This window comes from Serratia sp. 2C06 (assembly GCF_050037615.1).
GTDB classification, from domain to species: domain Bacteria; phylum Pseudomonadota; class Gammaproteobacteria; order Enterobacterales; family Enterobacteriaceae; genus Serratia; species Serratia ureilytica.
In genome coordinates this window covers 256,190-270,901 of the sequence record NZ_CP188299.1, presented here as the reverse complement: position 1 = coordinate 270,901, position 14,712 = coordinate 256,190, and the positions used below count along the sequence as shown (strand labels likewise).

The 14,712-nt window shown below is 61.1% G+C and carries 9 protein-coding genes; 8 read left to right on the top strand and 1 reads right to left on the bottom strand.

What is annotated here, in order from left to right; translation table 11 throughout:
• Nucleotides 1-80 precede the first annotated feature (80 nt).
• From mrcB to ACP3TA_RS01685, 6 genes are all read left to right on the top strand, one after another.
• Entirely contained in the window at nucleotides 81-2,573 is a 2,493-nt protein-coding gene (gene mrcB / locus ACP3TA_RS01710) for a bifunctional glycosyl transferase/transpeptidase (RefSeq protein ID WP_033644705.1), read from the top strand.
• 250 nt (nucleotides 2,574-2,823) lie between these two features.
• The gene (gene fhuA, locus ACP3TA_RS01705) at nucleotides 2,824-5,022 is read left to right on the top strand and encodes a ferrichrome porin FhuA (RefSeq protein WP_426784486.1); all 2,199 of its coding nucleotides are present in this window, start codon (nucleotides 2,824-2,826) and stop codon (nucleotides 5,020-5,022) included.
• Nucleotides 5,023-5,070: 48 nt separating this feature from the next.
• Nucleotides 5,071-5,868, top strand: coding sequence for a Fe3+-hydroxamate ABC transporter ATP-binding protein FhuC (gene fhuC / locus ACP3TA_RS01700; protein ID WP_195880563.1), 798 nt, complete (start codon nucleotides 5,071-5,073; stop codon nucleotides 5,866-5,868).
• A complete protein-coding gene (gene fhuD, locus ACP3TA_RS01695; protein WP_197771593.1) occupies nucleotides 5,868-6,776 on the top strand; it encodes a Fe(3+)-hydroxamate ABC transporter substrate-binding protein FhuD in 909 nt (302 codons plus the stop codon). The genes fhuC and fhuD overlap by 1 nt, the downstream gene beginning before the upstream one ends.
• Complete coding sequence (gene fhuB / locus ACP3TA_RS01690; RefSeq protein ID WP_046687784.1) at nucleotides 6,773-8,761, top strand: Fe(3+)-hydroxamate ABC transporter permease FhuB; 1,989 nt, start codon at nucleotides 6,773-6,775, stop codon at nucleotides 8,759-8,761. The genes fhuD and fhuB overlap by 4 nt, the downstream gene beginning before the upstream one ends.
• Nucleotides 8,762-9,066: 305 nt before the next feature.
• Nucleotides 9,067-9,219, top strand: coding sequence for a Hok/Gef family protein (locus ACP3TA_RS01685; protein ID WP_004937610.1), 153 nt, complete (start codon nucleotides 9,067-9,069; stop codon nucleotides 9,217-9,219).
• A gap of 124 nt (nucleotides 9,220-9,343) precedes the next feature.
• Here ACP3TA_RS01685 and metK read toward each other — a convergent pair whose 3' ends face one another.
• Nucleotides 9,344-10,498: a methionine adenosyltransferase gene (metK, locus tag ACP3TA_RS01680; protein ID WP_033644710.1), complete on the bottom strand. Its 1,155-nt coding sequence runs from the start codon at nucleotides 10,496-10,498 to the stop codon at nucleotides 9,344-9,346.
• A gap of 908 nt (nucleotides 10,499-11,406) precedes the next feature.
• Here metK and speA point away from each other — a divergent pair.
• Together speA and speB are read left to right on the top strand one after the other, a co-directional pair.
• Nucleotides 11,407-13,383, top strand: coding sequence for a biosynthetic arginine decarboxylase (gene speA, locus ACP3TA_RS01675; RefSeq protein ID WP_028127388.1), 1,977 nt, complete (start codon nucleotides 11,407-11,409; stop codon nucleotides 13,381-13,383).
• 194 nt (nucleotides 13,384-13,577) lie between these two features.
• Nucleotides 13,578-14,498, top strand: a complete 921-nt coding sequence (gene speB, locus ACP3TA_RS01670) for an agmatinase (RefSeq protein WP_004937606.1) — start codon at nucleotides 13,578-13,580, stop codon at nucleotides 14,496-14,498.
• The last annotated feature ends 214 nt before the right edge of the window (nucleotides 14,499-14,712 follow it).

Sequence of the window (14,712 nt, the reverse complement as noted above, 5' to 3'; positions counted from 1 at the left end):
CTGTTCAGCGCCACGGCGTCGGCACAGATTAAGCGACTCATTATGGCCGGCAGTGTCGGCAAGCTCGGAGAACAACAGCCATGGCTGGGGATGACCGCGAGCCCATCGGGCGCAAAGGAAAACAACCAAAAAGCACCGCGTCGCGCAAGCCGCCGCGCCGTCGCCGAGACGACGATTATGACGATTACGAAGAAGACGAGTATGACGATGACGAGTATGAAGAGGAGGAGGAACGCATGCCGCGTAAGGTGAAAGCGACTCCGCCGCGTAAAAAACGCCGCTGGCTCGGCCTGTTTATCAAACTGATCCTGGTGCTCGCCGTCCTGTTGGCGATCTATGGCGTCTACCTGGACTCGCAGATCCGCAGCCGCATCGACGGCAAAGTCTGGCAGCTGCCGGCGGCGGTGTACGGCCGCATGGTCAACCTGGAACCGGGCATGCCGTACAGCAAGAAGGAGATGGTTAACCTGCTGGAAGGCATGCAGTACCGCCAGGTCAGCCGCATGACGCGTCCGGGCGAGTTTACCGTGCAGGCCAACAGCATCGAGATGCTGCGCCGCCCGTTCGACTTCCCGGATGGTAAAGAAGGGCAGATCCGCGCCCGCCTCGATTTCCAGAATAACCGCCTGGCGAAGATCGAAAACCTGGACAGCGGCCGCAGCTTCGGCTTCTTCCGCCTCGATCCGCGTCTGATCACCATGCTGCAGTCGCCGAACGGCGAACAGCGGCTGTTCGTGCCGCGCTCCGGTTTCCCGGATCTGTTGGTGGATACGTTGATCGCCACGGAAGACCGCCACTTCTATGAGCATGACGGCATCAGCCCGTACTCCATCGGCCGCGCGGTGCTGGCCAACCTGACCGCCGGCCGCGCGGTGCAGGGCGGCAGCACCCTGACGCAGCAGCTGGTGAAGAACCTGTTCCTGACCAACGAACGTTCGCTTTGGCGTAAGGCCAACGAAGCCTATATGGCGCTGTTGGTGGATTACCGTTACAGCAAAGACCGCATCCTGGAGCTGTATCTGAACGAGGTATACCTCGGCCAGAGCGGCAGCGACCAGATCCGCGGCTTCCCGCTGGCCAGCCTGTATTACTTCGGTCGCCCGGTGGATGAGCTGAGCCTCGATCAACAGGCGTTGCTGGTCGGCATGGTCAAGGGCGCGTCGCTGTATAACCCGTGGCGTAACCCGAAACTGGCGTTGGAACGCCGCAATCTGGTGCTCAAACTGCTGCAGAACCAGGGCGTGATCGACGGCGAGCTGTATGACATGCTGAGCGCGCGTCCGCTGGGCGTGCAGCCGAAAGGCGGCGTCATTACGCCGCAGCCAGCGTTTATGCAGATGGTGCGTCAGGAACTGCAGACCAAGCTGGGCGATAAGGTGAATGACCTGTCCGGCGTGAAGATCTTCACCACGCTGGATCCGGTGTCGCAAGACGCGGCGGAAAAAGCGGTCGAAGACGGCATCCCGGCGCTGCGCGCTGCGCGTCACCTGCAGGATCTGGAAGCGGCGATGGTGATCGTCGATCGCTTCAGCGGTGAAGTACGCGCCATGGTCGGCGGCGCCAACCCGCAGTTCGCCGGTTTCAACCGCGCCATGCAGGCGCGACGCCTGGTCGGCTCGCTGGCCAAACCGCCAACGTACCTGACCGCGCTGTCCGAGCCGGACAAATACCGCCTCAACACCTGGCTGGCGGATGCGCCGCTGTCGCTGAAACAGCCGAACGGCGCCGTCTGGCAGCCGAACAACTACGATCGCAAATTCCGCGGTCAGGTGATGCTGGTGGATGCGTTGGCCAACTCGCTGAACGTGCCGACGGTGAACCTCGGCCTGTCGGTCGGGCTGGATCAGATCAGCGCCACGCTGCAACGCCTGGGGATCCCGAAAGCGGAGATCAACCCGGTGCCATCGATGCTGTTGGGGGCGATCGGCCTGACGCCGATGGAAGTCGCGCAGGAGTACCAGACCATCGCCAGCGGCGGTAACCGTGCGCCGCTGTCGGCGGTGCGTTCGGTGATCGCCGAAGACGGCACGGTGCTGTACCAGAGTTTCCCGCAGGCGGAACGCATGGTGCCGGCGCAGGCCGCTTACCTGACGCTGTACGCGATGCAGCAGGGCGTGGCGCGCGGGACTTCCCGCTCGCTGTCGGTGAAGTTCCCGAACTACAACCTGGCGGCGAAAACCGGTACCACCAACGATCTGCGCGACAGCTGGTTCGCCGGCATCGACGGCAAGGAAGTGGCGATCGCCTGGGTCGGGCGCGACAACAACGGCCCGGCCAAGCTGACCGGTGCCAACGGCGCGTTGACCCTGTATCGTCGTTATCTGGAAAACCAGACGCCGCTGCCGCTGATGCTGCAGCCGCCGGAAGGCATTAACCAGATGAGCATCGACTCTGCCGGCAACTTTATCTGCGGCGGCGGCAGCTGGCGCACCATCCCGGTCTGGACCGACAATCCGCAGGGACTGTGTCAGGCCAGCCAGGCGGCGGTGCAGCAACAGCAGCAACCGGCGGCGGGTGAGCAAAAAGATGGCGATGGCGTCGCCGGCTGGATCAAGGATATGTTCGGCCAGTAATCGCTACCGGGGCGCCGGCCCGGTGAAAATTTTTGCTTTGTTATTAAGCCCGTAACCTTGGTTGCGGGCTTTTTTATTTTTCCGCTCGTTTTATTTCCCTGTTAACCGCATGGCTAAGCGCCTAATCCTTAACCTATTTGCCTTATGAATTCGGCTTGCAGTTTAATTTGGCTTCTGCATAAAATGCGACGCTTATAATAATTATTATCGTTTACATTCGTCATTTAATTATTCATCAGAGAAATCAACTATGCCGACCAAGCGTCTTTCATCATCCGTGGCCAAGCAGGGCCGCACCCCCGTCAGCGCGTTAGCGATCACCGTCGCTGCGGCGTTGGGCACGCTGGCGATGCCGGCTTTTTCCGCCGACGCCAAGCCGGCCGCCAAGGAAGACACGATTACCGTTGTGGGCGGTAGCAATACCGCCCAGCAGGAAAGCGCCTGGGGGCCGGTCGGCACCTATGTCGCCAAGCGCAGCGCCACCGGGACCAAAACCGATACGCCGATCGAGAAGAACCCGCAGTCTGTTTCCGTGGTGACGCGTGAAGAGATGGATATGCGTCAGCCGGATACGGTGAAGGGCGCGCTGGCCTATGCGCCGGGCGTATTTGCCAGCCGCGGCAGCTCCACGACCTATGATGCGGTGGCGATCCGCGGCTTCCCGGCCACCAACACCACTCAGTATCTGGATGGGTTGCGGTTGCTGGGCGACAACTACAGCGAAGCGTCCATCGATCCTTATTTCCTCGAGCGCGCCGAGCTGCTGCGCGGCCCGGTCTCGGTGCTGTACGGCAAAAGCAACCCGGGTGGTTTGGTCTCGATGGTCAGCAAGCGGCCAACCACCGAGCCGCTGCGCGAAATCCAGTTCAAAATGGGCACCGATAACCTGTTCCAGACCGGTTTCGATTTCAGCGACGCGCTGGACGATCAGGGTATCTATTCTTACCGCCTGACCGGCCTGGCGAAAGACAGCGATTCGCAGCAGAACATGAGCAAAGAGAAGCGCTATGCGATCGCGCCGTCCTTTAGCTGGCGTCCGGATGACAAAACCAACTTCACGCTGTTGGCCAACATTCAAAACGATCCCTATACCGGTTATTACGGCTGGCTGCCGAAGCAGGGCACGCTGATTCCGCTGCCGAACGGCGGTAAGCTGCCGACCGATTTCAACGAAGGCGAAGCCAGCAACTACACCTCCCGCAAACAGCGGATGATCGGCTACAGCTTCGAACATGCCTTCAACGATACCTGGGCGGTGCGCCAGAATCTGCGCTATATGCAGCTGGAAACCGACATGAAGAGCATCTATGGCAGCGGCGTTTCTGCGGCGACGCCGACGACGATTAATCGCGCCTATGTCCAGTCGAAAGAACACCTGAACAATTTCTCTGTGGATACCCAGGCGCAGGCGAAGGTGAAAACCGGCGATATCGACCACACGCTGTTGTTCGGCGTGGACTACATGCGCATGCGTAACGATATCAATGCCGCATTTGGCTCTGCGGACGGTCTGAGCATGACCCATCCGCAATACGGGAATGACGCGGTCAATATCAACTTCCCCTACCATTACCTGAACCGTCAGGAGCAAACCGGCCTGTATGTGCAGGAGCAAGGGGAGTGGAATCAGTGGCTGTTGACGCTGGGCGGGCGCTATGACTGGGCGAAGACCTCCGCTTACAACCGTGATGCGAGTTCGACGAGCCAGCAGACCGACCGGCAGTTCACCTGGCGCGGCGGCCTGAACTATCTGTTCGACAACGGCGTGACGCCGTATTTCAGCTACAGCGAGTCGTTTGAGCCGAATTTGGGCACGACGCAAGGGGGCAGTACGTTCAAACCTTCGATCGGCAAGCAGTATGAAGCCGGCGTGAAATACGTGCCGAAGGCTCGCCCAATCGTGCTGACCGGCGCCCTGTATCAGCTGACCAAGAACAACAACCTGACACCGGATCCTGATAACGCGCAGTTCAGCGTGCAGAGTGGCGAGATCCGTTCGCGCGGCGTGGAGCTGGAAGCCAAGGCGGCGTTGAATGCCAACGTCAACCTGATCGCCTCCTATACCTACACCGATGCGAAGTACACCAAGGACAACACCTATCAGGGCAAACCGACCGTCGAAGTGCCGAAACACATGGCGTCGCTGTGGGCGGATTATACCTTCCACGAAACAGCGGTGAGCGGTTTGACGCTGGGTTCCGGCGTGCGTTACGTTGGCTCCAGCTCGAGCTTCAACAGCGATAACACCACCTTCAAGGTGCCGGACTACACGCTGGTGGACGCCACCATTAAATACGATCTGGCGCGCTTTGGCCTGCCGGGCTCGTCCGTGGGCGTCAACATCAACAACCTGTTCGACAAGACTTACGTATCGAGCTGCTACCGCGACTACGCCTGCTACTGGGGCGCAGAACGCCAGGTGGTCGCCACCGCAACCTTCCGTTTCTAACCGGATAGCCGGGGCGGCGGCGCGTCGCCCCCGGTAAAAGCAGGATCTATGCAGGACAAACTTCTTAATCCCGGCGCGACGTTCGCGCTGGATAACGCCAGCTTCGCCGTTCCCGGCCGGGTGCTGTTGCAACCGTTGTCGCTCCGTTTTCCTCAGGGCAAAGTCTGCGGCCTGATCGGCCATAACGGTTCCGGTAAATCCACCCTGTTGAAACTGCTCGGGCGGCACCATTCGCCCAGCGGCGGTCAGGTCTTGCTCAATCGGCAGCCGTTGGCGCAGTGGGACAGCAAATCCTTCGCCCGCCAGGTGGCCTACCTGCCGCAGCAGTTGCCGGCGGCGGAAGGCATGACGGTGCGCGAGCTGGTGGCCGTCGGCCGCTATCCGTGGCATGGCGCGCTGGGGCGTTTTGGCGCCAACGATCGCCAACAGGTGGAAGAGGCCATCGCGCTGGTGGGGCTGAAGCCGTTCGCCCACCGCCTGGTGGACAGCCTGTCCGGCGGCGAGCGCCAACGCGCCTGGCTGGCGATGATGGTGGCGCAGGACAGCCGCTGCCTGTTGCTCGACGAGCCGACGTCGGCGCTGGACATCGCGCACCAGGTCGAGGTGCTGGCGCTGATCCAGCGCCTGAGCCGCGAACGCGATCTCACGGTGATCGCCGTACTGCACGACATCAATATGGCGGCGCGCTACTGCGACCATTTGGTTGCGCTGCGCGGCGGTGAAATGATCGCTCAGGGCGGCCCGCTGGAACTGATGCAGGGGCCGGTGCTGGAGCAAATTTACGGTATTCCTATGGGCACGTTGCCGCACCCGAGCGGCGGCGCGCCGGTGAGTTTTGTCTACTGATGTCCTCTGCATTCACTTCTTCTCACGATCCGCTGCGCCGCCGCCTGTTGATGGCGCTGGCGCTGTCGCCCATGTTGGGATCGTTGCCCGGGCGAGCGGCAGATGCGCCGCCGGATATCGCGCGCGTTGCGGCGCTGGAATGGCTGCCGATCGAGCTGCTGTTGGCATTGGGCGTGACGCCGCTGGCGGTGGCCGATGTCCATAACTACAACCTGTGGGTGGCGGAGCCGAAGCTGCCGGCGACGGTCGTCGACGTCGGGCAGCGCACCGAACCGAATCTCGAACTGCTGCAGCAGCTCCAGCCTTCGCTGGTGTTGCTGTCGCAAGGCTATGGCCCGACGCCGCGAAAAATCCAACCCATCGCGCCAACCATGAGCTTCGGCTTCAACGACGGCAGCGGCAAACCGCTGACCGTCGCCCGCCAGTCGCTGCTGGCGCTGGGGCAACGATTAGGCATAGAAAGCCGGGCGATAAACCACCTGGCGCAGTTCGACAGCTTTATGCAGGATGCGCGTCAGCGCCTGCAAAGCTACACCCGGCAACCGTTGCTGCTGTTTTCCCTGATCGACACCCGCCATGCGTTGATCATCGGCCAGAAAAGCCTGTTCCAGGAAGCGATGGACCAACTGGGCATCCGCAATGCCTGGCAGGAGCCAACCGACTTTTGGGGCACGGCGGTGGTGGGGATTGAACGGTTGGCCACGGTGCGTAACGCCCGAGTCATTTATCTCGATCACGGCAATCAGGCGATGATGGACAAGGTCAGCGCGACGCCGCTGTGGCAGTCATTGCCCTTCGTGCGGCAAAACCAGCTGCGGCAGGTGCCGGCGGTGTGGTTCTACGGTGCCACGCTGTCGACGATGCGGTTTTGCCGCCTGTTGGCGCAGGCTCAGGAGAGTGCGGCATGAATGCGGGCATTCGGAAATTGCCGCTGACGCTGATCCTGCTGTTGCTGGCGGCGGCAGGCGGTTTGACGATATACAACCTGACGCAGCAACTGCCGCCGGCGCAATGGGCGCGGGCGCTGAGCGCGCCGGACATCGACGACGTGCGGCAAATGCTGTTCCATTACAGCCTGCTGCCGCGGTTGACGGTGTCGCTGTTGGCCGGGGCCGGTCTGGGATTGGTCGGCGTATTGTTCCAGCAGGTGTTGCGCAATCCGTTGGCGGAACCGTCGACGCTCGGCGTGGCCGCCGGCGCGCAGCTCGGCCTGACCATCGCCACGCTGTGGGTGCTGCCGGGGGGCGAGTTCACTCGTCAGCTGGCCGCTATGGTGGGGGCGATCGCGGTGGGCGGGCTGGTGTTCGGCGTCGCCTGGGGCAAGCGGATGTCGCCGGTGACGCTGATTCTGGCCGGGCTGGTGCTGGGGCTTTACTGCGGCGCAGTCAACAGCCTGTTGGCGTTGTTTAATTACGATCAGCTGCAGGGCATGTTCCTGTGGGGCACTGGCGCGTTGAACCAACAGGACTGGAGCGCGGTGCAGTTTATCCTGCCGCGTTTGCTGGTGGCCGGTGCGCTGGCGGCGCTATTGCTGCGCCCGCTGACGCTGCTGGGGCTGGACGACGGCGTGGCGCGCAACCTGGGGTTGGGGCTGTCGATGGCGCGCTTCTGCGCCCTGGGGCTGGCCATCATTTTCAGCGCCATGTTGGTGAGCGCGGTGGGCGTTATCGGCTTTATCGGCCTGTTTGCGCCGCTGATGGCGAAGATGCTGGGCGCTCGCCGCCTGGCGCATCGCATGATGTTGGCGCCGTTGCTGGGGGCGTTGCTGCTGTGGCTGACCGATCAGGTGATGATTGGGGTGGCGCAGGTGTGGCGTGAGATCCCGACCGGGGCGGCCACCGCGCTGTTCGGCGCGCCGCTGCTGCTGTGGTTGCTGCCGCGTTTGCGCAGCGCCGCCACGCCGCCACCGATGAACCTTGGCGACAAGGTGCCTGCCGAGCGCGGGAATCTGCCTGGCTGGGCAGCGCTGGCCGGCGTCGTGCTGTTGATCGGCCTGACGTTGGCGCTGATGCTGGGCAAAAACGCCGGCGGCTGGCACTGGAGCCTGGGCGAGGAGCTGGACGCCTTGCTGCCGTGGCGCTGGCCGCGGGTGCTGTCGGCGTTGGCGGCGGGCATGATGCTGGCGGTCGCCGGCACGCTGATCCAGAAGCTGACCGGCAACCCGATGGCCAGCCCGGAAGTGCTGGGCATCAGCTCCGGCGCCGCTTTTGGCGTCGTGATGATGCTGTTTATGGTGCCGGGCGACGCCTTCGTTTGGCTGTTGCCCGCCGGCAGTCTGGGGGCGGCCGTTACGCTGCTGATCATCATGATTGCCGCCGGCCGCGGCGGTTTCTCGACCGAACGCATGTTGCTCGCCGGCATCGCGCTCAGCACCGCCTTTACCACCGTCATCTTCCTGCTGCTGGCCAGCGGCGATCCGCGTATGGGGGGCTTGCTGACCTGGCTCTCCGGTTCAACCTATTCGGTGGAGCCGGCGCAGGCGCTGCGCACCGCGCTGATCGCCGCCGGATTGATGATATTGGCGCCGCTGTGCCGCCGCTGGCTGACCATTCTGCCGCTCGGCGGCGCCACCGCCCGTTCGGTGGGGATTGCGTTGACGCCTGCGCGATTGACCATCCTGTTGTTGGCCGCCACGCTGACCGCCATGGCGACCCTGACCGTGGGGCCGCTGAGCTTTGTCGGGCTGATGGCGCCGCACATGGCGCGCATGTTGGGCTTCCGCCGCGCGCTGCCGCAAATGGTGATCGCCGCGCTGTTGGGCGGTTTGCTGATGGTATTTGCCGACTGGTGCGGGCGGATGCTGCTGTTTCCGTATCAGATCCCCGCGGGGTTACTGGCGACCTTTATCGGCGCGCCGTACTTCGTTTATCTGTTGCGTAAGCAGACGTCGTAAGCTTCACCCCTACTTTGCCTTCTTCGCCATCAAGGGCCCAGCGTTGCTGGGCCTTTTTTCAACGCCTTGCAAGGCGTTGCGTGTCGCTGCGCAAGAAAGACATTTAACGTGAAAAGGAACGCGGGAAGAGAGGGGGAGGTGAATATACTGCGTGCGGGTGCTCTGGATCTTTGTCTCTGGAGCCTGCGTGAAAGATACAAAGAGAAAAGCCCCGAGTCGATATCCATCAACCCGAGGCCTACTCTAACGCATCACAACGTTAAGTTAGCCTCTTACCCGCCGCGAGGCAAGGAGAAGAAGGCATGATGCCGAACAAACGGAGCCTGTTAAAATTGGTGGTTATTTGTGCCACGGTAATATCACTGGCATGGATAACCCGCAGCACGCTGTGTGAGCTGCGTATCCGATCGGGCACTACGGAGGTTGCGGCCATTTTGGCTTACGAATCCGAACGGTAAGGCAACCCGGCGGCGGGGGCCTTGCCTCCGCCGGCCGGCAGTCGATGCGTTGATCCATGAGCACCCATCCGTTCAAAAAAAACGGCGAGCCTTGGCTCGCCGTTTTTCATGTTGATGTCGGGGCTTATTTCAGGCCGGCGGCATCGCGCAGCTGCGCAGCTTTGTCGGTCGCTTCCCATGGGAAGTGTTCGCGGCCGAAGTGGCCGTAGGCGGCGGTTTCGCGGTAGATCGGCTGCAGCAGATCCATCATCTGGATCAGGCCGTATGGGCGCAGATCGAAGAATTCGCGCACCAGCAGCGTCAGTTGTTCGGTTGGCACTTTCTCGGTACCGAAGGTTTCCACCATGATGGAGGTCGGTTCCGCTACGCCGATAGCGTAAGACACCTGGATCTCGCAGCGATCGGCCAGGCCGGCGGCGACGATGTTTTTCGCCACGTAGCGCGCCGCGTATGCCGCGGAACGGTCAACCTTGGACGGGTCCTTACCGGAGAAGGCACCGCCGCCGTGGCGAGCCATGCCGCCGTAGGTGTCGACGATGATCTTACGGCCGGTCAGGCCGCAGTCGCCCATCGGGCCGCCGATAACGAAACGGCCGGTCGGGTTGATGTGGTATTTGGTGCCCGCCGTCAGCCATTCCGCCGGCAGTACCGGCTTGATGATCTCTTCCATCACCGCTTCTTGCAGATCTTTCAGCGAAATGTCTTCTGAGTGCTGGGTGGACAGAACGACGGCGTCGATGCCGACGATTTTGCCGTCGTCGTATTGGAAGGTCACCTGGCTCTTCGCGTCCGGGCGCAGCCACGGCAGGGTGCCGTTTTTACGCACTTCGGATTGGCGCTGCACCAGACGGTGCGCGTAGGTGACAGGCGCAGGCATCAGCACGTCGGTTTCATTGGTGGCGTAGCCAAACATCAAGCCCTGATCGCCGGCGCCCTGCTCGAGAGGATCGGTACGGTCAACGCCCTGATTGATATCCGGAGATTGCTTGCCGATGGCGCTCAACACTGCGCAGGAGTTGGCGTCAAAGCCCATGTCCGAATGAACGTAGCCGATCTCGCGCACGGTCTTGCGGGTGATCTCTTCGATATCGACCCAGGCGCTGGTGGTGATTTCACCGCCGACCAGCACCATACCGGTTTTCACGTAAGTTTCGCAGGCGACGCGCGCTTTCGGATCTTGTTCCAGGATGGCGTCGAGGACGGCATCGGAGATCTGGTCGGCGATTTTATCTGGATGTCCTTCGGAGACGGATTCGGACGTGAAGAGGTGTTTAGCCATTGTGTTCTTTACCTTGCATAAGACGGGTTAGAAATTACTGCACAGCGCTGGAGATCCGGCATCGAAGCGAAGGGTCTTCCGCTGATGGCGCGAGATGCATCCTGCAACGCCCCTCAGGCAAAGCCGTTAAGCAGTTTATCAGTTAACCAGTATAGATGGATTAACATCTGGACGTCTATTTTAGGTCAGGGTTTAGCCAGATTGCCAGTAATTTTTTGCGCTTTCGCTCTTTTGCGCAAACGGGTTGGCGCCATTTTCATCGCTTGAAACAGTTTTCGGCGAATTTTCATTTTGCTTTTTCACCTGCTTACCGGTATAAACTGCGCGCGCGGTTCATTTGCTGCACAGTACGGCGGTCTGGCGTGGGGGAAGGTGCGATAAACTTCCGCTTTGCATTCGTCGGCATTGCGCTATTATCCGTCGCGGGCGTTCGCCGTGGCGCCGCCGCTTCATCGAACGGTCACGTTCTTACACTATTTTAGAGGCTGGGTCGTTCACTGTGAACGGCGCGCGTGGAGGTGGTTGGATTAATGATCCGTTGTCTACCGGTTGTTGGTTCTCAACAGCAGTGCCGTTCTGGCGCACATTCTTCTGCTATTTCCCGTCTTGTCTCTCTGTCACTTACCAGGTGCGATAAACACTTGGCCGCTACTCAGGATTCTCGGGCCGGCTAACGGTAGTCTGAAGAACTGAACAAGGGTAGCCTGCAGCCTTCCTGTGGGATGTTTCTTGGCCCGATTCACGAGGTTTGAACAGGGTGTCTTACAATTATATGAGTGATAAACCGATCGCTGACCGCGAACGGCAGTTCTCTTCGCTGCCGCCGGCGCGGCTTGTTGGGTTGTTCTCGCGGGTTGTAGCTGCGATAGTGGCTGACGGTTTCGTCAGTACGGAATGTGAGGCGAACCATGTCTGATGATCTGTTGATTCACCGTCCGCCGGTTGCGGGCGAGTCTTTATCTTTGCGCTCCATGCAGGAGGTTGCCATGAATGATCGTAATGCCAGCAAGATGCTGCGTACTTATAACGTCGCCTACTGGGGCAACAATTACTATGACGTCAACGAGCTGGGCCATATCAGCGTGTGCCCGGATCCGGATGTCCCGCAGGCGCGCGTCGATCTGGCAGAACTGGTGAAAACGCGCCAGAAAGACGGCCAACGTCTGCCGGCGCTGTTCTGCTTCCCGCAGATCCTTCAGCATCGCCTGCGCTCTATCAACGCCGCGTTCAAACGCGCGCGTGAGTCCTTCGGTTACCAGGGCGGCTATTTCCTGGTGTATCCGATCAAGGTGAACCAACATCGCCGCGTGATTGAATCGCTGGTGAACTCCGGCGAACCGCTGGGGCTGGAAGCCGGCTCCAAGGCCGAACTGATGGCGGTGCTGGCGCATGCCGGCATGACCCGCTCGGTGATCGTCTGTAATGGTTATAAAGATCGTGAATATATTCGTCTGGCGCTGATCGGGGAAAAGCTGGGGCACAAGGTGTACCTGGTGATCGAGAAGATGTCCGAGATCAATCTGGTGCTGGAAGAAGCCGAGCGGCTGAACGTCATACCGCGCCTGGGCGTGCGTGCGCGTCTGGCATCGCAAGGCTCCGGCAAATGGCAGTCGAGCGGCGGCGAAAAATCCAAGTTCGGTCTGGCGGCGGTGCAGGTGCTGAAGCTGGTGGAAACCCTGCGTGAAGCGGGCCGCCTCGACAGCCTGCAGCTGCTGCACTTCCATTTGGGTTCGCAGCTGGCCAATATTCGCGACATCGCCACCGGCGTGCGCGAATCGGCGCGCTTCTACGTTGAGCTGCACAAGCTGGGCGTCAACATTCAGTGCTTCGACGTGGGCGGCGGCTTGGGCGTCGACTACGAAGGCACTCGTTCGCAGTCCGATTGCTCGGTCAACTACGGCCTGAACGAATACGCCAACAACGTGATTTGGGGCATCGGCGACGCCTGTAACGAACACGGCCTGCCGCACCCGACGGTGATCACCGAGTCCGGTCGCGCCGTGACCGCGCACCACACGGTGCTGGTCTCCAACGTGATCGGCGTAGAGCGCAACGAGTTCAGCGAACCGCAGCCGCCGGAAGCCGACGCGCCGCGCGCGCTGGAAAGCATGTGGGAAACCTGGCTGGAAATGAACGAGCCGGAAAACCGCCGCTCGCTGCGCGAATGGCTGCACGACAGCCAGATGGATCTGCACGACGTGCATACCCAATACGCGCACGGCATGCTGGACCTGACCAAGCGCGCCTGGGCCGAGCAGCTGTATCTGAACATCTGCAACAAGATCCAGCAGCAGCTCGATCCGAGCAACCGCGCACACCGCCCGATCATCGACGAACTGCAAGAGCGCATGGCGGACAAGTTCTACGTCAACTTCTCGCTGTTCCAGTCGATGCCGGATGCCTGGGGCATCGATCAGCTGTTCCCGGTGCTGCCGCTGGAAGGGTTGGATAAGCCGCCGGAAGGCCGTGCGGTGCTGCTCGACATCACCTGCGATTCCGACGGCACCATCGACCATTACGTCGACGGCGACGGCGTGGCGACCACCATGCCGATGCCGCCATACGATCCGGAGAACCCGCCGGCGTTGGGCTTCTTCATGGTCGGCGCGTACCAGGAGATCCTCGGCAACATGCACAACCTGTTCGGCGACACCGCCTCGGTTGACGTGTACGTGTTCCCGGACGGCAGCGTCGAGACCGAGCTGTCCGACGAGGGCGATACCGTGGCGGATATGCTGGAGTACGTGCAGCTCGATCCGAGCGCGCTGCTGTCCAAGTTCCGCGATCAAGTCAAAGAAACCGATCTGGACAGCGAGCTGCAGGCGCAGTTCCTGGAAGAGTTTGAAGCTGGCTTGTACGGCTACACGTATCTGGAAGACGAGTAACCGCCTTCTTCAGGGGGGCGATATCGGCCCCCTTGAAGCATGAACAAAATGCGGCCATAATCTGCCGTATCGGTAGCACCGAAACACACATCGAATAAATCCCTTTCTCGTCGGGCTAACGACGCGGGAGGGATTTTTTTTTGTCACGGCCCGGCGTCTGCGCCCGGCAACTTGTTGAACTACGAGGGTTTACTATGAGCACCTTAGGCCATCAGTCCGATAATTCATTAGTGTCCAACGCCTTTGGTTTCCTGCGCTTTCCGCTGAACTTCATGCCTTACGACAGCGATGCAGAGTGGGTCATCACCGGCATTCCGTTTGACATGGCGACCTCCGGTCGCGCCGGCGGCCGTCACGGCCCGGCGGCCATCCGCCAGGTGTCCACCAACCTGGCTTGGGAAGGCAACCGTTGGCCGTGGAGCTTCGATCTGCGCGATCGCCTGAACGTGGTTGACTGCGGCGACATCGTGTTCAACTTCGGCGATGCGCAGGACATGAGCGACAAGCTGCAGGCGCACGCGGAGAAACTGCTGAAGGCCGGTAAGCGCATGCTCTCGTTCGGCGGCGACCACTTCGTCACCCTGCCGCTGCTGCGTGCGCACGCCAAGCATTTCGGCAAGCTGGCGCTGGTGCACTTTGACGCCCATACCGATACCTACGCCAACGGCAGCAAGTTCGACCACGGCACCATGTTCTATCATGCGCCGAACGAAGGCCTGATCGACCCGCATCACTCGGTGCAGATCGGCATTCGCACCGAGTTCGATCACGACAATGGCTTTACCGTACTGGACGCCGCGCAGGTGAACGATCGCAGCGTGGACGACCTGCTGACCCAGATCAAAGGCATCGTCGGCGATATGCCGGTGTACCTGACCTTCGACATCGACTGCCTGGATCCGGCGTTCGCACCGGGCACCGGCACGCCGGTGATCGGCGGCCTGACTTCCGATCGCGCGCTGAAACTGGTGCGCGGCATGCAGTCGCTGAATATCGTCGGCATGGACGTAGTGGAAGTGGCGCCGGCCTATGACCAGTCCGAGATCACCGCGCTGGCCGCGGCGACGTTGGGTCTGGAGATGCTGTACCTGCAGGCGGCCAAGAAACACGCCTGACGCCAGGCCACGCCTCGCTGAAAAAGCGGCTCCCATCGTATGGGGGCCGCTTTTTTTATTTCATTTGTCGCCATCCGTGCGGCGATTTTCAGTCTGTTGCAACGCCTTTGCGCAATTTTGCGCAGAAATGAAACGGAGTCAGTAAAAAGGAACCGGGATAACGGGGAGGATGAATATACTGCGGGCGGGTGCTCTGGATCTTTGTATCTAGAGC